The sequence below is a fragment of the Leptothrix discophora genome, from assembly GCF_030705305.1.
Classification (GTDB): domain Bacteria; phylum Pseudomonadota; class Gammaproteobacteria; order Burkholderiales; family Burkholderiaceae_C; genus Sphaerotilus; species Sphaerotilus discophorus.
The window spans coordinates 230232-256093 of record NZ_JAUZEE010000004.1 but is presented as its reverse complement, the minus strand read 5'-3'; the positions used below and the strand labels follow the sequence as shown (position 1 = coordinate 256093).

Here is a 25862-nt window from a genome sequence, read left to right as displayed (position 1 = left end):
TGCCGGCCTTGTTCATTTCTGGTTGCCGTCGACCTGCGCGGCGGCGGTTGCCTCGTCGCGCTGCAACTCGAAGTAGCGCTGCAGGCTGAAGCTGATCACCGACAGCATCGCGGTCGCGCCGATCAGCAGCGCCGCGACGACGCCCAGCACCGCCGGCCAGCCGGTCGGACCGCAGGCCGGCGCGTCGGCGTTGTGGGTCGCGTTCCAGGCTTCGTCACCGCGCAGTCCGTGAAAGATCGCCGTGCCCATCGCGGCGGCGATGGACAGGCCGCCCAGCGGCATCAGCACCCAGGCGAATTGATCGTCCTGGCCCAGTTCCAGCACGCGCTGCGCCCCGAGCGCGCCCAGGAAGGTCAGCAAGGCATGCACCCAGCCCCAGGGATCGCTCAGGCCGTGCAGGTAGAAGCGATGCAGGCCGATCGGGCCGCCAACGAGGCTGATCCAGGTGGCGAGGGTCTTCGATTTGGTCGGTGTCATGGGCAGGCCTTGGCGTCAGGCGCCGTGTTCAGGGAAGGGCGGGGCGGCGTCTTGCATGGTGCAAGCAAGTCGGTGTCCCACCGCGAAGCGCAGCAGTTTATAATCTTGGGTTTTCCGGTGACGGCTGATCGGTTCGTGTCGTGCAGACATGGCCCACGCAGCACGTATCTGACGGGGCCGGAAACGAGACGCACGAACGCACGGGTGACGCGCGACGGGTAACCGCCCGCCGAGCCCGATCGATGATCTGCTGGCCCGCGTGTCTCCCGGTCGGGCGGATCACTCCATGTAGACCCTGCAGGCTGCCTGTGCAGCCCTTGTCGCTCCGAAGCCTGCAGCCGGTCACTGACAGTCTGGAATACATCATGGTCGTGATTCGACTCTCTCGCGGCGGCTCCAAGCGTCGCCCGTTCTACAACCTGGTCGCCGCCAACAGCGCCAACCGCCGTGACGGCCGCTTCCTGGAGCGCGTGGGCTTCTACAACCCGGTCGCGCCGGAAGGCACCGAATCGCTGCGCATCGCGCTGGACCGCGTCGACCACTGGGTTGCCCACGGCGCCCAGCTGTCGCCGACGGTCGCCCGCCTGGTCAAGGAAGCCAAGGCCAAGGCCGTTCCGGCTGCCGCCTGATCGCTGGACCCGGTTGTCGTCGCCCCGCCTTGTCCAACGCCGCACGCGCTGAACCCTTGACGCAGGACGACGACACCACCCGCCCGGACGACCTCGTCGAGGTCGCCCGGGTGATCGATGCCTGGGGCATCAAGGGCGCCTTCCGCGTCCAGACCTATGCGGTGGATCCCGAGGCGGTGTTTTCCTCCCGCCGCTGGTTCCTCGAGCCGCCCGAAGGCAAGCCGGCCCGCCGCGACGGCCCGCCGCTGCCCCGCCTGCTGAAGATCACGCAGGCCCGCGAACACGGCGAAGGCGTCGTCGCCAGTGCCCAGGAAGTGCCCGACCGCCATGCGGCCGAAGCCCTCAAGGGTGCCCGGATCTTCGTCTCGCGATCAAGCTTCCCGACCGCCCGCGAGGGCGAGTACTACTGGATCGACCTGATCGGCCTCGACGTCTTCAACCGTCAGGGCGAATCGCTGGGCACGGTCGCCGACCTGCTCGACACCGGTCCGCACAGCGTGCTGCGTCTGCGCTACCCGTCGGTCGATGACCAGGGTGAGCCCACCGACGGCGAGCGCCTGATTCCCTTTGTGGCCGCCTATGTCGACGCCGTGGAGATCGCCAACCGGCGCATCCTGGTCGACTGGGGCCTGGACTACTGAGGCACGACGCCTCCCGGGCGCTGCGCCCATCGCCATGCGCTTCGACGTCCTGACGCTGTTCCCCGAACTCTTCGAGCCTTTCCTGCGCAACGGCGTGACCCGCCGTGCCTACGATAGCCGCCAGGTCGACGTGCGGCTGTGGCAGCTGCGCGACTTCGCCGACGACAACTACCGCCGCGTCGATGACCGTCCCTACGGCGGTGGGCCGGGCATGGTGATGCTGGTCGAGCCGCTCGAGCGTGCGCTCGCCGCCGTCCAGGCCGACCAGCCCGAGCGCTTGCCCGTCATCCACTTCAGCCCGGCGGGCGCGCCGATGACCCAGTCGCGCGTGCGCCAGCTCGCCGCCGGGCCCGGCGCGGTGCTGCTGTGTGGTCGCTACGAGGGCATCGACCACCGCTTCATCTCGCGCCATGTTGACGAGGAGATCAGCCTCGGTGACTTCGTGCTGTCCGGCGGCGAACTGCCGGCGCTGGCGCTGCTGGATGCCGTCACGCGGCTGCAGCCGGGCGTCCTCAACGACGCGGCCTCGCACCAGCAGGACAGCTTCTCCGACGGCCTGCTTGACTGCCCGCACTACAGCCGCCCGGAGAAGCTCGGCGACGAGCCAGCCGACGCCGTGCCCGAGGTGCTGATGTCGGGCCACCACGGTCGCATCGCCCGCTGGCGCCGCGAGCAGCAGCTGCTCGTGACGGCCCGCCGTCGCCCCGATCTGATCGCGGCCGCGCGCGCCGCTGGTCAACTGAGCGCGACCGACGAGCGCTGGCTGCGCGAGAACGCGTTATAATTTTTGGCTTTGATCCTCTGCCGAGCTTTCCGCCCCGATCCCGGGACGTGCCGCTCGAAGGTTGGCGGGTACCGGCTGTCGGTGCCGGCAAGCTGCGGCCCCATGTGTCGGCATGATCGTCTGGAGTGAACCCATGGACCTGATCCGCCAACTCGAGCAAGAAGAGATTGCTCGCCTGAACAAGAGCATCCCCGACTTCGCCCCCGGCGACACGGTGATCGTCAGCGTCAACGTCGTCGAAGGCAACCGCAAGCGCGTGCAGGCCTACGAAGGCGTCGTGATCGCTCGCCGCAACCGCGGCCTGAACAGCAACTTCATCGTCCGCAAGGTGTCGAGCGGCGAAGGTGTCGAGCGGACCTTCCAGCTCTACAGCCCGCTGATCTCCACGATCGAGGTCAAGCGCCGCGGCGACGTCCGCCGTGCCAAGCTGTACTACCTGCGCCAGCGCAGCGGCAAGTCGGCGCGCATCAAGGAAAAGCTGGCCTGAGCCAGCCCCGGTCCACGCGACCGGGCGTGCCGATCGGCGTGGAAAGTGGACGTGCGGACCGCACGTCGCCTCCGCTCCCAGCAAGACCGCCTTCGGGCGGTTTTGTCGTTCTGGGCCTAAGCTGTCGGCATGTCTTCTCCGCCTTCTGGACTGATCCGCGATCCGCGCGGCATTCCCATCATCGGCACCGATGCGCACCTGCCGCCCGTGCCTGCCGACCGCCTGACGATCCCCGCCCTGCGCCAGCGTCTGGCCTCTCCGCCGGCCTGGACGCCTGCCTACGCGGGCGATGCCGCCCGGCTCGGCACGACGCGCGAACCGTCCCATGCTGCCGTGCTGGTGCCGCTGGTTGACCGTCCCGACGGGCTGCACGTGCTGCTGACCCGTCGCACCGATCACCTCAAGGACCACGCGGGCCAGATCAGCTTCCCGGGCGGGCGCACCGAACCCGGTGAACACGACGCGGCCATCACCGCGCTGCGCGAGGCCGAGGAAGAGGTCGGCCTGCGCGCCGAGCATGTCGAACTGATCGGCCGCATGCCGGTCTACCGCACCGTGACGTCCTTCATCGTGACGCCGGTGGTGGCGCTCGTGCATCCGCCATTCGAACTGCGCATCGATCCGCAGGAAGTGGCCGAGGCCTTCGAGGTGCCCCTGGCCTTCCTGATGACGCCGGCCCATCACCGCCGCCATCGCCATGAAGCGGACGGCATCTCGCGCCAGTTCCTGTCGATGCCCTGGCTGCGAACGGACCCGCTCGACCCTCAGGCTCCGCCACGCGAGTACTTCATCTGGGGTGCGACCGCCGCGATGCTGCGCAACTTCTACCACCTGCTGTCGGCCTGACCGCCGCCCCGTCGCTCGCCGCGGGGTCGCGGCTTGAGCCACCAGAGGCCGCCGGTATCATGGCCGGATGAGTTTCCTCGCGGTCCTGCTCGCCCTCGTGATCGAACAACTGCGACCGTTGCCGCAGGGCAATCCGGTCCATGAAGGGCTGGTGGCCTGGTCCCGCTGGACCGGGCGCAACTTCGATGCTGGACGCGAGCACCACGCCTGGGTCGTCTGGGCCGTGACGGTGTTCGCGCCGGCGCTGCTGGTCTTTGCGGTGCACTGGGGGCTGTCCGAGTTCAGCCTGCTCCTGACACTCGCCTGGGACCTGCTGGTGCTCTATGTGACGCTCGGCTTTCGCCAGTTCAGCCACTACTTCACCGACATCCGCGACGCGCTCGAGGCCGGCCAGGAAGACCGCGCCCGCGAGCTGCTTCAGGCCTGGCGCCACCTCGATGCCAGCGAGCTGCCGCGCACCGAGCTGCTGCGCCACGTTATCGAGCATGCGCTGGTGGCGGCCCACCGCCATGTCTTCGGCGTGTTCTTCTGGTTCGTGCTGGGTTCGGCCCTGGGCCTGGGCCCGATGGGTGCGGTCGTCTACCGCATGTCGGCTTTCTGCGCCCGGTACTGGGCCTACAAGAGCCGCGTGCTGGGTGCGCCGACCAACGAGCGGCTGGCGCTGCGTTCGCAGCAGGCCTTTTCCGTCATCGACCACGTGCCGACGCGGCTGACGGCGGCAGGTTTTGCCATCGTCGGCAACTTCGAGGATGCGGTCGACTGCTGGCGTCGCCACGCCGGACTGTGGAAGCAGTCCAACGACGGCGTGCTGCTGGCGGCCGCCGCCGGTGCGGTCGGCCTGTCGCTGGGCGGCGCCCACGCGCCCGGTGCCGGCACCCAGGCTGCCGAGACCGCGCGCACGCTGGAAGCCGGTGCCGAGGACGTGGCGGCGGAGGGCAGCACGCCCGGCGCGACGCCGCAGTTCTCGCACCTGCGTTCGGTCGTCGGCCTGGTCTGGCGCTCGGTCGTGCTGTGGATGCTGCTGCTGGCGCTGATGTCGCTCGCCAACCTGCTCGGCTGAGGCCCTGACCGCCTCAGCGCGACGCTGCGGCTTCCTTGAGCAGCGCGCGGATGTCGGAGTGGAACTCGCGCTGGTAGAGCACCCAGATCACGCCCGCGCTGCCCAGCGCGAACGCCGCTGGTGAGATGAACCACAGGACCGCCGCGAAGCTCATGTAGATCGCGCGCAGGCCGTTGTTGAAGGTGTCGGCCGCCAGCGCGACGATGCGTCCGGCGTGGTGGGCGAAGCTGCGGCGCATCTCGTCGTCAGCCTGGTAGGTCTCGCGCTCGGCCGCCGAGGCGATCACCAGCGCCACGAAGCCGTACTGGCGCATCGCCCAGGTGAAGCGAAAGAAGGCGCTGACGAAGATGCCGGTCAGCAGCAGCAGCTTGAGCTCGAACACCAGCGCGGTCGTGCGTGCCGCGAAGGGCAGGTCGCGCACCAGGTCACTGGCCTTGTCGGAGGTTCCCATCGCCGCGATCAGGCCACCGATGATGAAGATCGTCGTCGAGGCGAAGAAGGCGGGCGAGCTGGAAAGGTTCTGCAACACCACGCCGTCGAAGACGCGGTTCTCGCGCACGGCGGTCTGGTACATCCAGCGATGCCGGAAGGCGTTCGAGGCCGCCAGCAGTGAGCCGTCGATGCCGGCGCGACGCCGGGCGAACAGCACGTAGCCGATCCAGCAACAGAAGAACCAGATCAAGGCCAGCCAGTCGGCCAGCGGCAGGAAGGTCAGGAGATCGGTGAGGCCGCGCATGTGGTCACTTTAGCAAGCGCCGCTCCCGGCCTGGCCGGCGTGACCTCAGGGCGCCAGGTCGAAGACCAGAACCTCGGCATCGCGACCGCCGGACAGCGAGATCGAAGTCTCGCGGTCGATCGCCAGCGCATCCCCGGCCTGGAGCAAGTGCCCGCTCACCTGCAGTTCGCCACGGGCCAGGAAGACGTAGCCCTTGCGCTTCGCGTCGAGGGCCAGCTCGGTCGACTCGTCGCCGTCGAACAGGCCGATCCACAGCCGCGCATCGGCATGCAGGCCGACCACGCCGTCGCCGGACCCATCGGCGCTGCTGGCCGGCGCGGCGGCCAGGCGCAATCGGCCCTGGCGCTCGGCGACCGGGAAATCGCGCTGCTCGTAGCCGGGCTCATGGCCCGTGCGGTCGGGCAGCAGCCAGATCTGCAGGAAGTGCGTGCTCGCCTGCGGTGCGTGGTTGAACTCGCTGTGCCGCACGCCGGCGCCGGCGGTCATGCGCTGGACCTCGCCGGGGCGGATCGACGTGCCGTTGCCCATGCTGTCGCGGTGCGCCAGCTCGCCCGACAGCACGTAACTGACGATCTCCATGTCGCGGTGGCCGTGGGTGCCGAAGCCGGTGCCCGGCGCGATGCGGTCCTCGTTGAGCACGCGCAGGTTGCCCCAACCCATGCGGGCCGGGTCGAAGTAGTCGGCGAACGAGAAACTGTGCTGGCTGCGCAGCCAGCCGTGATCGGCCAGGCCGCGTTGTTCCGATCGATGCAGGGCGAACATGGGACTCTCCGTTGGATGGCTCGATCATGGCCAGTTGCGCCCCGTCCAGGTCTGAGCCGGCGTGATGGCATCATTCAAGCGGCTTGAAGTGAGCCCCGGCTCGCCCGCTCCGACGACCCATCGGTCGTCACCCGTTCCACCTGCCACGACCCCGATCGCAGCCGCAGTGACCGCGCCCCAACGCCGACTCGCCCTCACCCCCGAAGCCCTCGAGATGATGGACACCATCGCCCGCACCGGCAGCTTTGCCGCGGCCGCGCGCGAACTGGGCAAGGTGCCGTCGGCGCTGACCTACAGCGTGCGCCAGCTCGAGGAGGCGCTCGACGCGCTGCTGTTCGACCGCCGCTCGCGCCAGGCCCAGCTGACACCCGCCGGCCACGAGTTGCTGCGCGAGGGCCGCCGCCTGCTGCAGCAGATCGACGCCGTCGCCAACCGGGTCCAGCGCGTGGCCACCGGCTGGGAGGCCGAGCTGGCCATCGCGGTCGACAACATCATCGCGCCGGCCGCGCTGTTCGACCTCATCGACGCCTTCTACGCCCAGACCATCGAGCCGATCCGGGATGCGCTGCCCGAGCGCGCACCGGCCCATGCCGGCGCGGTCCACCTGCCGCTGTCGACCTGTCCGCCGACCCGCCTGAAGCTGCGCAGCGAGGTGCTCGCCGGCACCTGGGAGGCGCTGGTGACCGGCCAGGCCGACCTCGCCATCGGCGTCGCGCCGAAAGCGTCGGCGCTGGACGACATCCAGACCGCACCGCTGGGCGAGCTGCACATGGTGCTGGCCGTCGCGCCGCATCACCCGCTCGCGCGCGAGCAGCAGCCGGTGAGCTGGGAGACCATCGCGCGCCATCGCATCGTCGCCATCGCCGACACCGCGCAGCGCTTCGAGCCGGTCACCGTCGGCGTGCAGGCCGGCCAGGACGTGCTGACCGTGCCATCGCTGGCCGCCAAGGTCGAAGCCCAGCTGCGGGGCCTGGGTTGCGGTCGCCTGCCGGAGAACCTGGTGCGCCGCCATGCCGAGGCCGGTCGTCTGGTCGTGCTGGAGACCGAGGACAGCGCCCGCGAGATCCAGCTCCACTACGCCTGGCGACGCAGCGCGGCGCAGGGCCGTGGCCTGACCTGGTGGCTGGCCCAGCTCGAACGACCGACGACGCGCAAGGCGCTGCTCGAACAGCACGCCGGCCTGGTCCTGTGAACCGCCCGGACCGGCCGGTGCACGGCCGCTTCGCGCCGTCGCCGACCGGTCCGCTGCATGCCGGATCGCTGGTGGCCGCGCTGGCCTCATGGCTGGACGCCCGCAGCCGCGGCGGCAGCTGGCGTGTCCGCATCGAGGACGTCGACCGACCGCGCTGCAGCGAGGCCGCCGCCGAGGACATCCTGCGACAGCTCGACCGCTGCGGCCTGGTCGGCGACGAGCCACCGTGGTGGCAGTCCCGCCGCGGTGCGGCCTATGCAGGCGCGCTGGAACAGCTGGTGGCCGCCGGCCTGGCCTATCCCTGCGCCTGCACTCGCAAGGACATCGAGGCGGCTGCCGCGCAGGCCGGCTGGGTCCATGAACGACATGGCGAACGGCCCTATCCCGGCACCTGCCGACCGGAGCGCGGTGGCCTGGCCGGCCGTCCGGCGCGGGCCTGGCGCCTGCACACCGGTCGGGCCGGCGGCGGCGTCGAGATCGCCTGGGACGACCGCCGGCTCGGCCCGCAGCGGCAGGTGGTGGAAGAGGCGGTCGGCGACTTCGTGCTGCGGCGCGCCGACGGCCTCTGGGCCTACCAGCTGGCGGTGGTCGTGGACGACGCCGAGCAGGGCATCAGCGACGTCGTGCGCGGGGCCGACCTGACCGACAACACCGCCCGCCAGATCCTGCTGCAGCGCGCGCTCGGCCTGCCCACGCCGCGCTACCTGCACACGCCGCTGGTGCTGGCCGCCGATGGTGCCAAGCTGTCCAAGCAGAACGGGGCCGCGCCGCTGGATCTGGCGGACCCGGTGCAGGCCCTCCGGCGGGCGGCATCGGTGCTGGGGCTGGTTCTGCGTGACACGGACGGCGTCGCCGACACCCTGGCTGCCGCTTGCGAGGCCTGGCGCGCGCAACGCTGGCCGGACTGATCGCGTGGGTCCGCGAGCCGGTGTGAGCCCGGTTCGGCCGGACCGGGTGACAGCGAGGCACGGTGGCATCATCGCGCCCTCTTTTGCGAAGAAAGGCGCCTCCATGAACACCACCGCCAGTGGCCTGCAGTACGAAGACACCGTCGTCGGCAGCGGCAGCACCGCGACCGCCGGTCAGCAAGTGACCGTGCATTACACCGGCTGGCTGCACGACCCGACCCAGGCCAACGGCCGGGGCCGCAAGTTCGACTCCAGCAAGGACCGCGGCCAGCCCTTCCGCTTCCACCTCGGCGCCGGCATGGTGATCCGCGGCTGGGACGAGGGCGTTGCCGGCATGCAGGTCGGCGGCACCCGCGTGCTGTTGATCCCCGCCGAACTGGGTTACGGCGCCCGCGGCGCCGGCGGCGTCATCCCGCCGAACGCCACGCTGGTGTTCGAGGTCGAGTACCTGGGCAGCTGATCGGATCGCCCGGCCCCGCCCCTGGACGAGGGCGCGGCCCCACCGATGGCCAGGGCCCGCCGAAGGTGACTTCGGTGGGCCTTCTTCTTTCCTGGGCGGGCATGCGGACAAGAAAAAAGCCCAAGTGAATCAATCACTTGGGCTTTGTCTTGGCGGAGAAGGAGTCCGTGTTTTTGATATTCAAGGCGATCCCAGTACGTCCGGATTGAGCGGTTCTCATAGTGATGATTGGCTATCGATCGTCCCGTTCAATGTCAGGAAATCTGATCCATTCCAATATTTATGTTGGGTAGGATGTGGGGCAGGAGTCGCCTATGCCCAAGATCGCTGCTGCACTCAAGGCCACCCAAGTGGCCACGTTGACCGAGCCGGGACTGCACTCGGTCGGTGGCATGCCAGGACTCGCGTTGCAGGTCGCGCCCTCCGGTGCTCGCAGTTGGATCCTGCGCGTCAAGGTTGCCGGGCGTCGTCGGGACATGGGGTTAGGTGGCTACCCAGAAGTTTCCCTCGCACAAGCGCGGTTGCAGGCTCGACATGCACGAGAGGTCATCCGCGGCGGTGGTGATCCTATCGAGCAGAAGCAGGCCGAACGAAAAGCGCTCGCGTTGAAGCGCAGCAACGCGCTGACCTTCGAGCAATGCGCCTCGCGCTACATCGACGACAACAAGTCCGGCTGGAAGAACGCGAAGCACGTCCAGCAATGGACAAACACGCTGACCCAATACGCCTATCCCGTGATGGGCAAACTGCCGGTCAGCGACATCGATCTGCCCCAGGTGCTGGCGGTGCTCCAGCCCATCTGGCAAACGAGGACCGAGACCGCCACGCGACTGCGCAGCCGGATCGAACTGGTGCTGGCCTGGGCGACGGTGCGCAAGTACCGGTCGGGAGAGAACCCGGCGCGGTGGCGCGGACACCTCGACAAGCTTTTGCCTCGTCCGACCAAGGTCGCACAAGTCGAGCATCACGCTGCGTTGGCGGTCGATGATGTCCCAGCCTTCATGCGCACGCTTCGTACGCAGCCTGGCATCGGTGCCCGAGCGCTTGAGTTCGTGGTGCTGACTGCGGCGCGATCAGGCGAGGTCCGAGGCGCGCGCTGGTCAGAGATCGACCTCGACAAGCAAGTTTGGACGGTGCCTGCCGACCGCATGAAAGCAGGCAAGGAACACCGCGTGCCGCTGTCTGAAGCGGCGATCCTCCTCTTGAAATCGCTGCCAGGCCCTGACCACGACATCCTCGTCTTTCCGGGCCTGCAGCGCTTGCCCAACGGCCAGGCCAAGACGTTGTCCGACATGGCCTTGACGGCGCTGTTGAGACGCATGAAGGTGGCTGCGACGGCACATGGCATGAGATCGACCTTTCGGGACTGGGCTGGCGAGCGCACCACGCATGCACGAGAAGTGATCGAGCACGCCTTGGCGCATCTGCTGAAGGACAAGGCAGAGGCCAGTTATGCGCGGGGCGACCTGTTCGACAAACGCCGCCGATTGATGGAGGACTGGGCGCTGTTTCTGGCTGCGAATTGACCTGCATGTCATGACCGATCCATTCGTCGAATCGACCGAGGAGTCTTTCAGGCATGGGCAGTCACCCGCAAGGGCGATACCTGACGAAATACTGACAAAGAATAATCTTTTACAGTTATCAACCCGCAATCAAACAGTCAAGAAACCGTCATCTGGCTCAGATCGAGCTTGTGGTGATGCTGTACATATCCGTTCAGGGGCCGATTGTCCAGAGTAAAACCACTTCATCAATTTGGGGGAGTGCAGCGCGCCCCTCAAATGAAAGAATCATCCCAAGCAATATTCGTCAGTTCGAATTCAAGCGACTGTGGCCTGAAGGTGGCGCCACTCACATTTTTGATTTTTCGATCTGCTTGTTCGGGTTGGAATGGGTCATCAGACGGCGAGGCGGCTTCGAATGAGGCACAGAATTAAGGCAGAGGGAGGATAAATGGCTGCAAGAATCAGACGATCAATCGTTTCGATCGCGAGTTTGGCTGTTATAAGCCTAACTGCCGGCGCACAGAATGCACCAGCACGGTTCATCAGCGCGACCGCAAGCGGTGCTGACTGGAAGTGTGGTAGTTTTTCTGGAACTTATTCTGGTGTGAGCGAGGCTATTTCTGCCTTGATGGCTTATACGGCGAGTTGCCCATATCTTGCTTCGTTATACGTTGATACCTGCAGCGCTGTTCCCGCCAATGTGTCAGAGTCAGGGCGGTGTGACTACGCCTACAACAAAACCGCCGAAGGTGGTGGCGATCACGTCGGGGGTTCAGCAGCTTGGACATTTTGTGCGGCAAACAGTCTGTGGGTTGCCCAAGCGGGAGCCTGTGTTCAAATTGTTGATCGATACGCCGGCAAGCCGCAATCGTGCGAGCAGCCGCGCGGCGGAAACCCCATTTACCCACTCACGGCCACAAAGCGACAGACTGAAAGCCTGACCGCTGAGATTGGCGGCATTCGCCTTTCTGCGCAATATGACAGTAGGCGGAATTTTCCGGCAGAAGGTGGCGCGGAGTTGCCGGTGTCACGACCGGCACCTTCGTTCGGATCTCAATGGGATAGTAATCTACACAAGAGCTTGATCTTTCAAACAGGCCTGAATGGTGTCAAGCAGGGTATACAGGCGTCACGGGGTGGTGGCGTCTGGGTTGACTTTCTCCTTGATGCAAGCGGTCTTTATCGTGCCAGTACTGACGTGCGAGATCGGTTGGTGGCGACGCCTGATGGATGGCGCTACATTGACGCTGCCGCGCAATCGGTCGAGACGTATCGTGCAGATGGGCGGTTGGTTGACATCAAGTCTGCAGATGGAACAGTCCTAACCTATCTCTACAGTGATGTCGCGACGCCATTGACCGTGGCACCTGTGGCGGGCTTGATCATCGGTATTCAAGACCAGACGGGGCGGGTGCTGCAGTTCGCCTATGAGCAAGACGCGTCCACCGGTGTGCCTCGCATCAAGTCGATCACTGATCCCGATGGTCGAACCATCTTGGTTTCATACTTGGTTGGCGGAATGTTGAGTCAGTTCACCTGGCAAGATTCAACGTCCCGGCAATACGTCTACGAGTTGCCGGGCCTGCCTTGGGCATTGACAGGCATTCTTGATGAGAATGCATCGCGTCACAGCACTTACACGTACGATGTCGCGGGTCGTGCCATAGGAACCGAACTGGCCGGCGGGGTGAACCGCTTCACAGCCTCGTACGTCAGTGTTCCGACGTGGAATGTGTCAGAGACTTTCGATGCAACCGCCGGCGTTGTTTGGCGTGATCATGCTTGGGGACTCCCGGTTGCGCCGTCCATGACCACGCCCAATGGCAGCATCACGAACTACGGGGTAGAAATGGGGTTGGGGATTCCGCGCGTTGCCAGCCAAAGCCAACCCGCTGGGGCTGGGTGTGCAGCAGCGTCGAGCAGCACCTACTACGACACAGCTGGACTCGTTCGCGCGTCGGTGGATTTCAATGCTGTCAAGACATGCTTCGACAATGATTCAGGGCGGCGACTGGAAACTGCAAGAGTGGAGGGCTTGAATCACGCCACTGAGGCGTGTCAATACCCTGTCAGCGGCAATGTGATCCCCGCCGGGAATGTCAAGCGCAAGATCAGCACGCAGTGGCATCCCATCTGGAATCTGAAGACCCGCCTGGCCGAGCCGAAGAAGATCACGACCTGGGTTTACAACGGCCAGCCGGACCCGACCGCAGGCAATGTGGCGCTCAATTGCGCTCCGGCGACGGCTGTGCTGCCCGACGGCAATCCGATTGCCGTGCTGTGCAAACAGGTCGAACAAGCCACGACCGACGTCAATGGCAGTGCGGGCTTTGCCGCAACGCCTTCGGGCGCGGCACGCGTGACCAGCTACACCTACAACGCGTTCGGCCAAGTGCTCACCGCCCGGGACGCACTCGGCAACCTGACCACCTACGCGTACTACGCTGACTCGACGGTCGATCACACCCTGGGTGACTTGCAGAGCATCACCAACGCGGCCGGCCACATCACGCAGTTCACGGTATACGACCGCGCCGGTCGCCTCAAACGCAGCGTCGATCCCAATGGCGTGGTCACGAACATCACCTACACACCACGCGGATGGGTGAACTCGGTCGCGGTCAGTCCTCCGACGGGTGCCGGCGCTGCGCAGACCACGTCCTACTTGTACGACGGGGTGGGGCAGCTCAAGGAAGCCACGCTGCCCGACGCCACCAAGATCACCTACAGCTATGACGCAGCGCATCGCCTCACGGGCATCAAGGACGGCGCAGGCAACACGATCACCTACACGCTGGACAACGCAGGCAATCGCACGGCAGAAGCGCTCAAGGACCCGGCTGGCGTCCTGGCGCGCAATGTGACCCGGGTCTATGACGCCCTGGGCCGTGTTCAGAGCGTGACCGGAGTCCAGCCGTGAAGCGCGTTACCCACACCCTCGCCCTGTTGCTGGGCGCCTCAGGCTCGATGTTGTCCTCGCTCGTCCTGGCGCAGAGCCCGGCACCGGGCGTGATGACCTCCACCTTCGGCTACGACCCGATGGGCAATCGCCACACCGTGGTCGATCCACTGGGGCTGACCACACAGACGCAATACGACGCTCTGGGAAGGCCAGTGCAGGTGACACAGCCTTTGCCCGCCACCGGCGTGGCACGTCCGGTGGTGCGTCCGAGCTGGGACCTGGCGGATCAGCCGGCTGGGCTCACGGACCCTCGCAACCTGGTGACCAGCTACACCGCCAACGGCCTGGGCGATCGCACCAGTCAGGTCAGTCCCGACACAGGGACAACCAGTGCCACCTTTGATGCAGCCGGCAACCTCAAGACCCGCACCGATGCCCGTGGCAAGCAGGTCCTCTATACCTACGACGCACTCAATCGGCTCACCAAGATCGACTACCCGACCGGGGTGGACACCGTCTTCGAGTACGACGGCGGCACCGTCACGCCCAAGCCTGCCAACAGCATCGGCCGTCTGACCAAGATCACCGATGAGAGCGGCAACACGGCCTACACGTACGACGGTCTGGGTCGGGTGGTTCGCAAGCTGCAGACGGTCCTGGTCACCGGACAGGCCACAGCGCGTACTTTCGATGTCCGGTACGGCTGGGGAAGTGCGGGTGCCGACAACGGGCACCTCAAAACCGTCACGCTGCCCAGCGGGGCGCGCGTGAACCTGAGCTACGACCTGACCGGTCGCGTCAGCGGGCTGACGCTCAACCCGGTCAATGCCAACGGGGTCGGCACCAACGCCACCGTCACGACGTCGATCCTGACGACGATCGCGTACGACGCGATGGGCAATGCCAAGGGTTGGACCTGGGGCACGGGGCCGGTGACCTATGCGCGGACCTGGGACAGCTATGGCCGGCCCAAGACCTATCCCTTGGGCAATCCGATCGGGACAGGTACGGCGGCAGGGCTGTTGCGCACCGTCGGTTATGACGATGCCGGTCGGATCACCGCGTACAGCCACACCCGAAGTGGCGTGGCTCAGGCCGCGTTCGACCAGGCCTTCGTGTACGACGGGCTGGGCCGGCTCACGCGCTCGAACCAAGGCACGACCAGCTATTCGTACAGCTACGACGCCAACGGCAATCGCACCGAGTTCTTCGTGTCGGCCACACGTTTCGCCAACCAGGTCAGCGCGACCAGCAACCGGCTGACGAGCGTCCAGCGCGTGAACTCCACGGGCTCGCTGGTAACCGATGTCCCGACCTATGACAACGCTGGCAACATCACCGGGAACGGCTCGGCAGGCGGTGCTGTCTACAGCGATCGTGGCCGCCTCAGCCAGGCCATCATCCCAACCAGCGCGACCACGACCACGCCGGTGAACTACTGGTACAACGGGCTGGAGCAGCGGGTGCGCAAGAGCGGCGTCACGACCCTTGTGACCACCGGGGCGGTGCACTACGCCTACGACGAGGACGGGCACATCCTCGGGGAGTACGACGCCTCAGGCATCCCGATCTACGAGGTGGTCTGGCTGGGTGACCAGCCGGTGGCGGTGGTCAAGCAGACCCGCACCGGCAGCGGCGCGACCTTGAACGTGGCCACCCGCATCGACTACGTCTACGCCGATCACCTGAACACGCCCCGCATCGTGACCCGTAGCAGCGACCACGCCATCGTCTGGCGCTGGGACAGCTTCGAGAGCTTCGGTGTCACGCCGGTCAACGAGAACCCAAATGCGCTGGGTGTCTACACCTTCAACCTCCGGTTCCCTGGGCAGGTGTACGATCGGGAAACCACAGGGTTCTACAACCACCATCGTGACTATGCGGCTTGGTTGGGGCGATATATGCAGTCAGATCCCATCGGGCTCGGTGGTGGCATCAACACATATGCATATGTCGAGGGCAATCCGCTGGGCTACACGGATCCCGACGGGCTGTTTCGAACTCAGAATGGTCACTACACGCCGTTCAGGCCTCGTCCTCGATTCCCGAATCCAAGTCAGCCTCGTCCCGCGCACGATACAGGGAATCCTTGGATGGATGCTGCCGGCTACTTCAACGATGAAGGCGAGTTCGTTTGCTTGCGATGGAAGTGTGAGGGGGCTGAAATGTGCTTCCCGGACGCATATGACCATAGAGGCCGGTCTAGGAGATCGACCGACTTCATCCCGGCACAAACGAATCCGAACAGTGCCCCAGAGGGCTGCGTGTGCGATGACCCACGCTTCATGCCAAAGGGAACACCGAGTCTCTGGGATGAGAAGGACTGGGCAGATCTTTACGGCAAATGGAGAAACAGGCCGAGATGAAGGTTGACAAGTTCGGAGCTGGGCTGATTGGTGCAATTCTGCTTCTCGTCGGCTTGGCAGTCCTCTTTACAGACCTAGATCCCTTGGTGCTTTGCTTCAAGCAATGCGACATCCCGAGGGCATTGGCTGGTCTACTTGGGCCGGGTTTACTCAAAATCCTGACCGGAGGGTTCTTCGTCGTGTTGGCTGCACTGTTTCTTGTACCGCTGATCAGCCGGATCAAGGGTAGCAAACGCCTTGACTGATGCCCCGGTGCTCAACGTGCGACGGCGCCACGTGTCGGCATGATCTCGTTTCGTGATTTGTTCGGTCGAAAGCGAGCTTCGCCAGACGCAAAGGCGGACTCGGCACAGGACTCTGAACCACCTCCCTCAGAGGTAGTTATCGAGGGTGCTTCCAGCTTCGCTGCTGGCGAGCACAGTGAGCGCCACGAGGGCTATCCGGTGATGGCCTGGGAGGATGTTTGCGACTGGTTGTCACGCATCGAGTCGGCAGCGCATCAGAGCGCAGCGTGGCGGGAAGCCAAGCGAGTATGGTTGCTGCATATGCGTTGCGCTCTTGGCCCGAGCTTCCGGCTGAGGGAATCGAAGAACGTTCTGCTGTTGTCCTCACTCGAACCGAAAGTGGCGGGCGCCGCGCTCGACTACATGGAGCGCACGCTCCAACGTGTGGCGAGCATGCTTGATGGCGTTGCGCGCATGCCGGCGGCGGGGCAAGAAGTAATGATCATCTTCGACGATTATGAGAGCTACTACCGATATGTCTCGTACTATTATCCAAACGCCGGGGAGTACGCATTTAGCGGTGGCATGCATATTGATGCCGGTTGCAGCCACTATGTGACCATCAAGGCCGATCTTCGGCTGATCGAGCCGGTCATCGCTCATGAAATGACCCATGGTTGCCTCGGTCACTTACCGCTGCCGGCTTGGTTAAATGAAGGCCTAGCGGTGAACGTTGAGCGCCGCCTCTGTCGTACACCGCCGACCCATACGCCGCAACAACTGCATGCGAGGCACTTGGCCTTCTGGAGGCCGCGAGACATTCAAGATTTCTGGTCAGGTCGTTCGTTCCTGCGGCCTGATGATGGCAACCTACTCTCCTACGATCTTGCGCGCCTGATCGTCGAGCAGTTGAGCCGCCCGTGGGAGCCGTTCAAGCAGTTCGTCTTGGCTGCCGATGGTGCTGATGCAGGTTCTGCCGCGGCGCGGCAATACCTCGGCGTCGATCTCGGTGAGGTGGTGTGTGTGCTTCTTGAACAACCCTCGCCAGCGGTGCCGTGGGGACCCGATCCTGGGCAATGGCAAGGCGAACCGGAACGAGGGCGGTTCGCGGGCAAGTCCTGGCGTGCATGACCACGCCCGTGGCCACGCTGCGGGCGTAAAGCGTTCCCACAACGCTACCCGGCCACTTGCGTGGCCGCTGACGGGCCTGGCGAGATCGCTCTCGCAAAGACATTGCGGCCGGCTCGCCCGGCCACCCGTGAGGTGGGCTTCGTACATGGCCGAGAACAGGGAATCCATCTTGGTCAGGGCCTCGTTGGCCGTGACACGGATCCGACGCAAAGGATGGTTGGCCGGCATGAAGTCGTCGAGCCGACGCATCGTGAACAAGCCTTCGGTGTAGGTGTCGGGCCCGCGCAAATAGGGTTCTTCCGTGATCGTCGCGCAAGGCGCATCGGGACTGTCAGTGGCTGTACTTCAGCTGCCTTCCAGAGCGGCGTGGAAATGACTTCCCGCGACGGGCGGTGTAAGTGATTGAAACCGACGTGGAATGCTCTGAACTCACCTGACCTCTCGTGGAGCGTCCTGGCTCAAACAATGAGCCACATCAGCATGTTGCGGAGTGCTTTCCTGATCGCACAACGATCGGCACGATCCGCCCATGCGCCAGGGAGATGCTCAGGTCGATGCCCAACTTGATCTGCTGGGTAGCGAGCTCACGCCAGGCACTTCACGGACCTCAGGCGTCAACGCAAGAAGGTCCGCTCGGAGATCGCGTCCGAACGCGCCATGCCTTGTTCCGATCGAGCTGATCGACGAGGACCCTGCCAGCCCCCGCTTCGACTTCGTCGAAGCCGACCTTGACGCGCTGGCCGCCGACATCGTCCTGCGCGGGCTCCTCGTGCCCCTGGTCATCCACCCTGCCAATCCCCAAGGCCGCTACCTGCTGCACTTCGGCGCCCGTCGACTGCGTGCTGCGCGGCAGGCCGGTCTGACCGAAGTCCCCGTGGTCGTTCGCCTCGATCGCACCGATCGTTACGCGCAGGTCGCCGAGAACCTCAAGCGTGCCAACCTCACACCGATCGACCTGGCCCGGTTCATCCGTGGGCAGATCGATGCCGGTGACACGCAGGCTGAGGTCTCCCGACGGCTGGGCATGAACCTCACGACGGTAGCTCACCACCTGACCTTGCTCGACCTGCCGCCCGTGCTCGATGCTGCCCTCAAGTCCGGCCGCTGCACCTCACCGCGAACGCTGCATGAACTGAGCAAGCTGCACGCGCACCGACCAGAGCAGGTGCAGTCATTGGTCGATGCCGCTGAGCCCATCACGCGCGAGGCGGTGGCCGCGCTCCGAGAAGCGCCGGAGTCAATCCGATTGACACATCGGGCATCTGGCTCACGGCCCGTCCATCAGGCTCACGCAGCTTGCGATCGCCTCGAGCGCTTGCTGCCTCGCATCAAGCCGTCGGGCGATGCAGACGAGATCGTCGATCTGCGGCGTCGCCTATTGGCGCTGGCAGATTTGCTGCCCATGGGGTCTGACGGTCAGACCCCTGACACCGAACCAGGCCGAGGAATCGAGCCATGAATAGGGTGTTTGGAAGGCTAGGGCAGGATAGGCGTCCCGCCAGCATTTGGATGCCACGCGGCCTGGCCGACGTGGGCGGTGGTCATGGCCAGCGCCTCGCGTGACCGCGTCATGGTTGACCTGCGCGGCATCGGTGATGCCGTTCGGTCAGCGGCTGTGGATCGTGGCGTCACGGTGGCGGCCCTCGCACGGGCTTCGATCGTGGAGGCCATCGGCCCTCGAACTGACGTTGAACGTCCGGGTCATGAGATCGCCATAGGCCCCCGCCGACGCATCACCAAGCTGACCCTGCGACTACCCATCGCCGATGCCGAGCGACTGACGTTCATGGCCGGGCACTTGGGGCTGTCATATGGGGATGTCGTGGCGCGCCTGGTGCGCGAAGCCCCGCTGCCTCAACCCGTGGCCGAACGGGAGGCGGACCGAGCAGCCCTGCTGGCCTCCAACGATGCGATGGCCGCCTTGTCGGTCGACCTCCATGCGTTCCTGCGCCTCGTCCATCTGGCGAAGCGGGAAGAGGCCGAGCCGTTCGCCCAGCGACTTCGAAAGATGGATGTGGCGATGCAGGCCCACCTCGACCGGGCGTCGAAGGTCCTGTCGGGACTTTGAAGGAGAAGGCCATGACCAGCGCGAATCGTGTCGATGGCGTGCTCGTCCTGTGGGGCGACCGCCTCTTCTATGCCGGCAATCGCCGCACATCGGCTGCGCCAGGAGGGCCACGAACGGCCAGCCTGCACGACCGCGCGGCCTGGGTGCGCAAGCGGCTGGCGGCCACCGTCAAGTCACGCGCCCCGCAAGTCATGGTCAAGGTCACCGGTGGAGGTCGCGGCATGGGCCCCATCGCGGCCCACCTGCGCTACATCAGCAAGAGTGGACAGCTGCCGATCGAAGACGATCGGGGTGTCGTGCGCGAGGGCCAGGAAGCCCTGCAGGACGTGGTGAGCCAATGGCGCCTGGGTGGCACGCGCATCCCCGATCGCAGCGAGCGGCGCGAGGCGTTCAACATCATGCTGTCGATGCCCGAGGGCACGAACACGACCTACCTGAAGCAGGCGGTGCGAGAGTTTGCCGCCGACGAGCTGGCCAGACACCGCTACGTCATGGTCCTGCATACCCACCAGGCCAATCCGCATGTGCACCTGAGCGTGCGGGCCGAAGGGCGCGACGGCAAACGCTTGAACCCGCGCAAGGAGGATCTGCGCCGCTGGCGCGAGGTGTTCGCGGAGAAGCTGCGCGGCTGGGGCATCGAGGCCGAGGCCTCGTCTCGGGTCACGCGCGGGAGTCGGCACCACAACGAGCGGCTGTGGCAGATCAAGGCCCGCGAGCGCGGGGAAGGCGGCGCCTCGCCATCGGAAGGCGACAACGTGAAGCTCACGCCCAGCCGTCGACAGGTGGCTCTGGCCTGGGTCGAGATCGCGAACGCGCTGGCGACCTCGGACGACGCGGGGGACCGTGAACTGGCGCGCCTGGTCGTGGGCTATGCGCGGCATTTGCCGGGGGTTCGGTCCAAATCGCCGGAGCAGGCCGCACAGCGCACGTTGCCAGGGGTGTCGAGGGGTGGCGATCGTGCACCAGCGCCCTCGACGGGACGGACACCTCAAGGACCGGACTGGGAGCGCTGACGAGCGTCCGGGTCAAAGAGGTCGCTCAGACGATCCCTCAAGCTCGTCACGACGTCGACCAGGCTCGGCGCTTCCTTCGACAGGTTGCGCGCGAAGGCGCTCCACTGCTGTTGCTTGCTCGGGTCCGCTGAGAACACATCGCTCAGCCCGACGGGCACTTGATCCGGTACCGGTGTGCCGCGTCGCTGGAAGGTGGCCTGGACGGCCTGCTGCAAGCAGAGGGGATCGAACTCGAACGTGGCCAGCAACATCCACAGATCGAAGTAGTCCTTCATGCGGCTGTTGGCGAGGCCGAGCACGACCATGGCATGCAGCTTCTCGGCAACCACGGTCTCTCGGGGATAGGCGCGCAGACGCGGTGCCGGCAGGTCCAGCAGCACCGGCAGGTCGATGAGATCGAGGCCCGGCTCCACCGCATCACCAAAGCCGATGTCGATGACCACGGTGACGCGCGCACCTGCCAGGTTGGCCGTAGTGCGCAACCGCGAGCCGCCGTAGTCGTTGTCTTCGCGGATTGGCCCGATCGACAGGGCGTCGAGATTGAAGCTCAGTCCATCGTCGACCGGGATCGCCATGACCTCACGGAACACCGCCAGCAGCGCGTCGTCGGCCGGGTCGCCGAAGCCGAGCAGGTCCAGGTCGCGGGTGGCGCGATGGGGCTCTTCAAACCAGGTCGTCAGCAGCATCGCGCCCTTGAGCACGAAGCGATCACGGTGGGGCGACAGGCTGAGTCGGTGCAGCAGGCGTTCGAGCGTGTAGCGGGTCAGCAGCAGGTCCAGCGGCTCGCCTCGAGCATTGGCCAGGTTCAGCAGGCGTTGGCGCACCGAGGCGCCGACCTGGCGCGTGCCCTTCGAAGGCATTTCAGGCATCGCTGGTCAGCGCCATCAGATAGGGCTGCATCGCGCGCCAGACACCACCGGTCTGCGCGGCGTTGGCGATCTCGGACGGGGTCACCTTGCGTTGCCGCAGGGCCTGTCGCAGCCCTTCGACGGCGATCAGTTCTCCGACGCTGCGGCGATATCGGAACAGATCTGCCAGCGTCTTCGCCACACCGAAGATGGGCACCACGATGCCGGCGATCTGCGCCGATTCGACGTCGCGCCCCAGTTCCTCGTCCGAGTAACGGGCCACGCGCAGCGGCGGGTAGGTCACCCGTGGGCGCCAGTCCTTGCGGCCGATGGCGATCCAGACCTGGGCTGGCATCTGGTCGGTCAAGCCGTGGAACGCCAGGGCGGAACTCAGGCAGATCACGCCACGCGGCACAAGGCGAGACGCCTCGGCGAGGGACTGATGCACGTCGAGCGAGGCATCGGGCAGTTGATAGAGGCCCCGTGCCAGCCGAACCAGTTCGCCGGCTTGCTCCATGCGACTGACCGTGGTGGCCGTGATGCCCTCGGCCTTCAGTTCCGACAGGCGCGCCAGCCCACGCTGACGCAGCAGGGCATGGACCCGGTCGCGTTGGGTCAGCAGAGTAGAACTTGAGCCTGATGGCACGGTGCGTATCCTCGGTTCATCAATGAAATGATCCGATGATTTATACCATCATTGGAAGTTGTCAGAAAGGATGCCTTCGACGAGATGAACCACGCCGACGGTCTGGATCGGGCCGGCCTCTCCGGTGGCCAGCCCGATCCGACGAGCGTCGATCCACCAACCATCGCATCAAGGGTACGCTGCGCCAGGCGGTGCCTGCCCTTGACTCGCTGGTTGGCGGAAGCTCCGACGGCGGGCGGCGCCCTGGGGGTCGACGCTTCTTCCGGAGCTCGGATTCAGCGATTTCCGGATGATGGGTAGGAAGTTGGGTGATTGGACAAGGCAAGAAAAAAGCCCAAGTGAATCAATCACTTGGGCTTCATCTTGGCGGAGAAGGAGGGATTCGAACCCTCGATACGGGGGTACCGTATACCGGATTTCGAGTCCGGCGCATTCGACCACTCTGCCACCTCTCCTGGTGTCTGCTGACGCGATCGTGGTGCGCGGGGCGCCTTGATCGGCTCCTTGCGAGGGGTCTGTCCCGCAAAGAGGCCGGAGTATAGACGACGAAATCCGAGGCGATCAAGCCTCGCCGATCAGGCGGCGAGCCGTTCCTGGCCGCCGAGGTAGGGGCGCAACGCCGCCGGGATGGTGATGCTGCCGTCGGCGTTCTGGTGGTTCTCCAGCACGGCGACCAGGGCGCGGCCGACAGCCAGGCCCGAGCCGTTGAGCGTGTGCACGAACTCGTTCTTGCCCTGCGCGTTCTTGTAGCGCGTCTGCATGCGGCGGGCCTGGAAGGCCTCGCAGTTGCTGCACGAGCTGATCTCGCGGTACGTGCCCTGGGCCGGCAGCCAGACCTCAAGGTCATAGGTGCGCGCCGCGCCGAAGCCCATGTCGCCGGTCGACAGCAGCATGACGCGGTAGGGCAGTTCCAGTTTCTGCAGGATCGCCTCGGCATGGCCGACCATCTGTTCGAGCGCCGCGTCGCTCTGCTCGGCGGTGGTGATCTGGACCATCTCGACCTTGTCGAACTGGTGCTGGCGGATCATGCCGCGCGTGTCGCGGCCGGCCGAGCCGGCTTCCGAGCGGAAGCAGGGGCTGTGCGCGGTCAGCCTGATCGGCAGTGCGTCGGCCGCCAGGACCTGCTCGCGCACGCTGTTGGTCAGCGAGATCTCCGAGGTCGAGATCAGGTACTGCTCGGGCTGGCTCTCGTCGCCGCCGCGCGAGACCCAGAACATGTCTTCCTTGAACTTGGGCAGCTGGCCGGTGCCTTCGAGGACCTCGCGGTTGACGATGTAGGGCGTGTAGCACTCGGTGTAGCCGTGCTCGCCCGACTGCACGTCCAGCATGAACTGGGCAAGTGCGCGGTGCAGGCGCGCGACCGGGCCCTTGAGGAACGAGAAGCGCGAGCCGGCCAGCCTGGTGCCGGTCTCGAAGTCCAGGCCCAGCGGCGCGCCCAGGTCGACATGGTCCTTGACCGCGAAGTCGTAGGTGCGCGGCGTGCCGACGCGGCGCACTTCCTGGTTCGCGCCCTCGTCGCTGCCGACCGGCACACCGGCCTGCGGCAGGTTGGGCACATGCATCAGCATGTCGGCCAGCTCGGCCTGGATCTGGTCGAGCCGCTCGGCGCCGGCCTTCAGCTCGTCGGCCAGTCCGCCGACCTCGGCCATCAGCGCACTGGCGTCGCCGCCCTTGCCCTTGACGGCGCCGATCTGCTTGCTGAGCGCGTTGCGGCGGGCCTGCAGTTCTTCGGTGCGGGTCTGGATGGTCTTGCGCTCGGTCTCCAGCGCGCGGAAGCGCTCGGCGTCGAGGAAGGGCTGGGGGTTCTTGCGCGTGGCCAGGCGTTCGAGCACGGCGTCGAGGTCGCGGCGCAGCAGGGTGATGTCGAGCATGGGAGGCTTTCTGGATCAGGTCGGCACGGACGCGCCATCGGCGTCGGTCCGTGCCCGCACATCGGGGTCGGCCGGTCGGGCCGAGGGGCGTTCGTTCGGAGGCGTCGGACGGATCGTCAGGATCGGGACGCCGCGGCTGCCGCCATCGACTTGTCGCCCAGGCCCAGCGGCAGCGGGAACTCGATGGTCTCCTCGACACCGGGCATGGTCCGCACGCTGGTCGCGCCGAGTTCGCGCAGGCGCTCGATGACCTGCTGCACCAGCAGCTCGGGCGCCGAGGCACCGGCGGTCAGGCCGACGCGCTGGCGGCCCTCGAACCACTCGGGCTGCAGCTCGCTGGCGTTGTCGACCATGTAGGCCGCCAGCTCGCGGCGCTCGGCGACCTCGCGCAGGCGGTTGCTGTTCGAGCTGGTCGGGCTGCCGACGACGATCAGCACGTCGACCTCGGCCGTCAGCAGCTTGACCGCGTCCTGACGGTTCTGGGTGGCGTAGCAGATGTCCTGCTTCTTGGGCTCGCGCACCAGCGGGAAACGCGCCTTGACCGCCGCGAGGATGGCCGAGGCATCGTCCACGCTCAGGGTGGTCTGCGTGACCACGGCCAGCCGCTCGGGCTGGCGGACCTGAACACGCTCGACGTCCTCGACGTCCTCGACCAGGTAGATGCCGTCGTCGAGCTGGCCCATCGTGCCTTCGACTTCCGGGTGGCCCTTGTGGCCGATCATGATGAATTCGTAGCCCTCGCGGCGCAGCTTGGCGACCTCGACGTGGACCTTGGTGACCAGCGGGCAGGTCGCGTCGAAGATCTGGAAGCCGCGCTCGGCCGCCTCCTGGCGCACCGCCTGGCTCACGCCGTGGGCGCTGAAGACCAGCGTGGCACCGGCCGGGACGTCGGCGAGGTCCTCGATGAAGATCGCGCCCTTGGCCTTCAGGTCGGCGACCACGAAGGTGTTGTGCACGATCTCGTGGCGCACATAGATCGGCGCGCCGTAGCGGACCAGGGCCCGCTCGACGATCTCGATGGCGCGGTCGACACCGGCGCAGAAGCCGCGCGGCTGCGCCAGCACCACCTCCTGCAACGCCACGTTGTGCACGGACTGGCCCATCACAGCACCCCGATCAGCCGGACCTCGAAGGTCACGGCCTGGCCGGCCAGCGGGTGGTTGAAGTCGAACAGCGCCCAATCGTCCTCGGGCGGACTGACCTCGCGCACGACGCCGGCATAGCTGCCCTGGCCATCGGGCGTGGGGAACTGCACGACGTCGCCGACGTGGTACTCGGCATCCGGATCGCCCAGTTCGCGCAGCAGCGCCAGCTTGACCCGCTGCAGCAGCTCGGGGTTGCGCTGGCCGAAGGCGACGCCCGGCGCCAGCGTCAGCGTGGTGTGGGTGCCTTCTTCCAGGCCCAGCAGCTGGGCCTCGATGGCCGGCGCGAGTTCGCCGGTGCCCATCGACAGCGTGGCGGGCTTCTCGTCGAAGGTGTTGACGATGTCGGCCCCGTCGGGACCGGCCAATCGATAGTGCAGGGTGAGGAATGAACCCGGTTGGACCTGAGGCACGCGGTGATCCTGTGTTCGGTAGACTGACCCACGATTTTAGGTGCGCAGCCCGCGCCGACGGACCGGAAGCCCCGATGAAAGACCTGCCCGCCGCGCTGCGACCGCGCGAAAAACTCCTGGCGCTGGGGCCGGCCGCACTGGCCGATGCCGAGCTGCTGGCGCTGCTCCTGCGCACCGGCCTGAAGGGCACCGGCGTGCTCGAATGGGCCGGTGAGCTGCTGAAGCGCTTCGGCGGCCTGTCGGGCCTGCTGGGCACGGACGTGGCGGCGCTGCGCGAGGTCAAGGGGCTCGGTCCGGCCAAGCGAGCCGAGTTGCAGGCGGTGCTCGAACTGGCGCGCCGTGCGGTGCGCGCCGAGCTGGCGGTCCGGCCGGTCTTCGACAGCCCGGACAAGGTGCGCGAGTTCCTCCGCCTGCATCTCTCCGCCCGCCAGAGCGAGGTCTTCGCGGTGATGTTCCTCGACAGCGGCCACCGCCTGCTGTCCTACGAGCCCATGTTCCAGGGCAGCATCGCCCAGACCACGGTCTACCCGCGCGAGGTTGTCAAGCGGGCGCTGGCGCTCAATGCGGCCGCAGCCATCCTGGCTCACAACCACCCCTCCGGACTGGCCGAGCCGTCGCGTGCGGACGAGCTGCTGACGCGCCGACTGAGCGACGCGCTGGCGCTGGTCGACGTGCGCGTGCTCGACCATCTGGTGGTCGGCGGCGCCCAGGTCGTCAGCCTGGCCGAGCGGGGTCTGATGTGAGGGCC

At 66.2% G+C, this 25862-nt stretch carries 26 protein-coding genes, 1 tRNA gene and 1 pseudogene; 18 read left to right on the top strand and 10 right to left on the bottom strand.

All coding sequences use genetic code 11. From position 1 onward, the window contains the following. Window positions 1-12: 12 nt before the first annotated feature. Window positions 13-477, bottom strand: a complete 465-nt coding sequence (locus tag Q8X39_RS09965) for a hypothetical protein (protein WP_305749509.1) — start codon at window positions 475-477, stop codon at window positions 13-15. Between the two features lie 365 nt (window positions 478-842). Between Q8X39_RS09965 and rpsP the strand changes: the two genes are divergently transcribed. The 6 genes from rpsP to Q8X39_RS09935 all read left to right on the top strand — a co-directional run bounded on the left by rpsP (window position 843) and on the right by Q8X39_RS09935 (window position 4924). Continuing rightward, entirely contained in the window at window positions 843-1106 is a 264-nt protein-coding gene (gene rpsP / locus Q8X39_RS09960; RefSeq protein ID WP_305749508.1) for a 30S ribosomal protein S16, read from the top strand. Between the two features lie 56 nt (window positions 1107-1162). Next, entirely contained in the window at window positions 1163-1747 is a 585-nt protein-coding gene (gene rimM / locus Q8X39_RS09955) for a ribosome maturation factor RimM (protein ID WP_305749507.1), read from the top strand. A 34-nt stretch (window positions 1748-1781) separates the two neighbouring features. Further along, on the top strand, window positions 1782-2531 hold the full coding sequence (trmD, locus tag Q8X39_RS09950; RefSeq protein WP_305749506.1) for a tRNA (guanosine(37)-N1)-methyltransferase TrmD: 750 nt from the start codon (window positions 1782-1784) through the stop codon (window positions 2529-2531). A gap of 133 nt (window positions 2532-2664) precedes the next feature. Next, window positions 2665-3018, top strand: coding sequence for a 50S ribosomal protein L19 (gene rplS, locus Q8X39_RS09945; RefSeq protein ID WP_305749505.1), 354 nt, complete (start codon window positions 2665-2667; stop codon window positions 3016-3018). A 129-nt stretch (window positions 3019-3147) separates the two neighbouring features. Continuing rightward, window positions 3148-3864 (top strand): NUDIX hydrolase, encoded by a 717-nt coding sequence (locus tag Q8X39_RS09940; RefSeq protein ID WP_305749504.1) that lies wholly within the window; start codon window positions 3148-3150, stop codon window positions 3862-3864. Window positions 3865-3931: 67 nt separating this feature from the next. Beyond that, on the top strand, window positions 3932-4924 hold the full coding sequence (locus tag Q8X39_RS09935) for a CobD/CbiB family protein (protein WP_305749503.1): 993 nt from the start codon (window positions 3932-3934) through the stop codon (window positions 4922-4924). A gap of 13 nt (window positions 4925-4937) precedes the next feature. On the opposite strand, the gene Q8X39_RS09930 is transcribed toward Q8X39_RS09935, so the two are convergent. Continuing rightward, window positions 4938-5660: a DUF599 domain-containing protein gene (locus tag Q8X39_RS09930; RefSeq protein WP_305749502.1), complete on the bottom strand. Its 723-nt coding sequence runs from the start codon at window positions 5658-5660 to the stop codon at window positions 4938-4940. 45 nt (window positions 5661-5705) lie between these two features. Continuing rightward, a complete protein-coding gene (locus Q8X39_RS09925; protein ID WP_305749501.1) occupies window positions 5706-6422 on the bottom strand; it encodes a pirin family protein in 717 nt (238 codons plus the stop codon). A 217-nt stretch (window positions 6423-6639) separates the two neighbouring features. On the opposite strand from Q8X39_RS09925, the gene Q8X39_RS09920 reads away from it, so the two are divergent. The 8 genes from Q8X39_RS09920 to Q8X39_RS09885 all read left to right on the top strand — a co-directional run bounded on the left by Q8X39_RS09920 (window position 6640) and on the right by Q8X39_RS09885 (window position 17113). Further along, the gene (locus Q8X39_RS09920) at window positions 6640-7614 is read left to right on the top strand and encodes a LysR family transcriptional regulator (RefSeq protein ID WP_407067997.1); all 975 of its coding nucleotides are present in this window, start codon (window positions 6640-6642) and stop codon (window positions 7612-7614) included. After that, on the top strand, window positions 7611-8522 hold the full coding sequence (gene gluQRS / locus Q8X39_RS09915; protein WP_305749499.1) for a tRNA glutamyl-Q(34) synthetase GluQRS: 912 nt from the start codon (window positions 7611-7613) through the stop codon (window positions 8520-8522). The genes Q8X39_RS09920 and gluQRS overlap by 4 nt, the downstream gene beginning before the upstream one ends. 103 nt (window positions 8523-8625) lie before the next feature. After that, window positions 8626-8982 (top strand): FKBP-type peptidyl-prolyl cis-trans isomerase, encoded by a 357-nt coding sequence (locus tag Q8X39_RS09910; protein WP_305749498.1) that lies wholly within the window; start codon window positions 8626-8628, stop codon window positions 8980-8982. Between the two features lie 314 nt (window positions 8983-9296). Then, on the top strand, window positions 9297-10508 hold the full coding sequence (locus Q8X39_RS09905) for a tyrosine-type recombinase/integrase (RefSeq protein ID WP_305749497.1): 1212 nt from the start codon (window positions 9297-9299) through the stop codon (window positions 10506-10508). Window positions 10509-10938: 430 nt separating this feature from the next. Then, window positions 10939-13410 carry an RHS repeat domain-containing protein gene (locus Q8X39_RS09900; protein ID WP_305749496.1) on the top strand — a complete coding sequence of 824 codons (2472 nt, stop codon included), beginning with the start codon at window positions 10939-10941 and terminating at the stop codon, window positions 13408-13410. Beyond that, on the top strand, window positions 13407-15758 hold the full coding sequence (locus tag Q8X39_RS09895; protein WP_305749495.1) for an RHS repeat-associated core domain-containing protein: 2352 nt from the start codon (window positions 13407-13409) through the stop codon (window positions 15756-15758). The genes Q8X39_RS09900 and Q8X39_RS09895 overlap by 4 nt, the downstream gene beginning before the upstream one ends. Continuing rightward, window positions 15755-16003 (top strand): hypothetical protein, encoded by a 249-nt coding sequence (locus Q8X39_RS09890; RefSeq protein ID WP_305749494.1) that lies wholly within the window; start codon window positions 15755-15757, stop codon window positions 16001-16003. The genes Q8X39_RS09895 and Q8X39_RS09890 overlap by 4 nt, the downstream gene beginning before the upstream one ends. Window positions 16004-16042: 39 nt before the next feature. Beyond that, entirely contained in the window at window positions 16043-17113 is a 1071-nt protein-coding gene (locus Q8X39_RS09885; RefSeq protein WP_305749599.1) for a gluzincin family metallopeptidase, read from the top strand. A 111-nt stretch (window positions 17114-17224) separates the two neighbouring features. Here the strand turns inward: Q8X39_RS09885 and Q8X39_RS09880 are convergent. Further along, a pseudogene (locus Q8X39_RS09880) lies at window positions 17225-17401 on the bottom strand (IS5/IS1182 family transposase); the annotation flags it as partial. A gap of 241 nt (window positions 17402-17642) precedes the next feature. Between Q8X39_RS09880 and Q8X39_RS09875 the strand changes: the two are divergent. From Q8X39_RS09875 to Q8X39_RS09865, 3 genes are all read left to right on the top strand, one after another. Next, window positions 17643-18572: a ParB/RepB/Spo0J family partition protein gene (locus tag Q8X39_RS09875; protein WP_305749493.1), complete on the top strand. Its 930-nt coding sequence runs from the start codon at window positions 17643-17645 to the stop codon at window positions 18570-18572. An 84-nt stretch (window positions 18573-18656) separates the two neighbouring features. After that, complete coding sequence (locus Q8X39_RS09870; RefSeq protein WP_305749492.1) at window positions 18657-19181, top strand: hypothetical protein; 525 nt, start codon at window positions 18657-18659, stop codon at window positions 19179-19181. An 11-nt stretch (window positions 19182-19192) separates the two neighbouring features. Continuing rightward, complete coding sequence (locus Q8X39_RS09865) at window positions 19193-20194, top strand: relaxase/mobilization nuclease domain-containing protein (protein ID WP_305749491.1); 1002 nt, start codon at window positions 19193-19195, stop codon at window positions 20192-20194. Here the strand turns inward: Q8X39_RS09865 and Q8X39_RS09860 are convergent. The 6 genes from Q8X39_RS09860 to Q8X39_RS09835 form a co-directional block, all read right to left on the bottom strand. Next, window positions 20170-21063: a nucleotidyl transferase AbiEii/AbiGii toxin family protein gene (locus Q8X39_RS09860; protein ID WP_305749490.1), complete on the bottom strand. Its 894-nt coding sequence runs from the start codon at window positions 21061-21063 to the stop codon at window positions 20170-20172. The two genes, Q8X39_RS09865 and Q8X39_RS09860, sit on opposite strands and share 25 nt — an antisense overlap. Then, entirely contained in the window at window positions 21056-21688 is a 633-nt protein-coding gene (locus Q8X39_RS09855; RefSeq protein WP_305749489.1) for a type IV toxin-antitoxin system AbiEi family antitoxin domain-containing protein, read from the bottom strand. The genes Q8X39_RS09860 and Q8X39_RS09855 overlap by 8 nt, the downstream gene beginning before the upstream one ends. Before the next feature lie 364 nt (window positions 21689-22052). Beyond that, window positions 22053-22143: transfer RNA gene (locus Q8X39_RS09850), tRNA-Ser, on the bottom strand. Window positions 22144-22263: 120 nt separating this feature from the next. Continuing rightward, a complete protein-coding gene (gene serS / locus Q8X39_RS09845; protein WP_305749488.1) occupies window positions 22264-23559 on the bottom strand; it encodes a serine--tRNA ligase in 1296 nt (431 codons plus the stop codon). A gap of 116 nt (window positions 23560-23675) precedes the next feature. Next, a complete protein-coding gene (gene ispH / locus Q8X39_RS09840) occupies window positions 23676-24662 on the bottom strand; it encodes a 4-hydroxy-3-methylbut-2-enyl diphosphate reductase (protein WP_305749487.1) in 987 nt (328 codons plus the stop codon). Continuing rightward, on the bottom strand, window positions 24662-25114 hold the full coding sequence (locus tag Q8X39_RS09835; RefSeq protein WP_305749486.1) for an FKBP-type peptidyl-prolyl cis-trans isomerase: 453 nt from the start codon (window positions 25112-25114) through the stop codon (window positions 24662-24664). The genes ispH and Q8X39_RS09835 overlap by 1 nt, the downstream gene beginning before the upstream one ends. Before the next feature lie 74 nt (window positions 25115-25188). On the opposite strand from Q8X39_RS09835, the gene radC reads away from it, so the two are divergent. Beyond that, window positions 25189-25857 carry a RadC family protein gene (radC, locus tag Q8X39_RS09830; protein ID WP_305749485.1) on the top strand — a complete coding sequence of 223 codons (669 nt, stop codon included), beginning with the start codon at window positions 25189-25191 and terminating at the stop codon, window positions 25855-25857. Window positions 25858-25862: the final 5 nt, after the last annotated feature.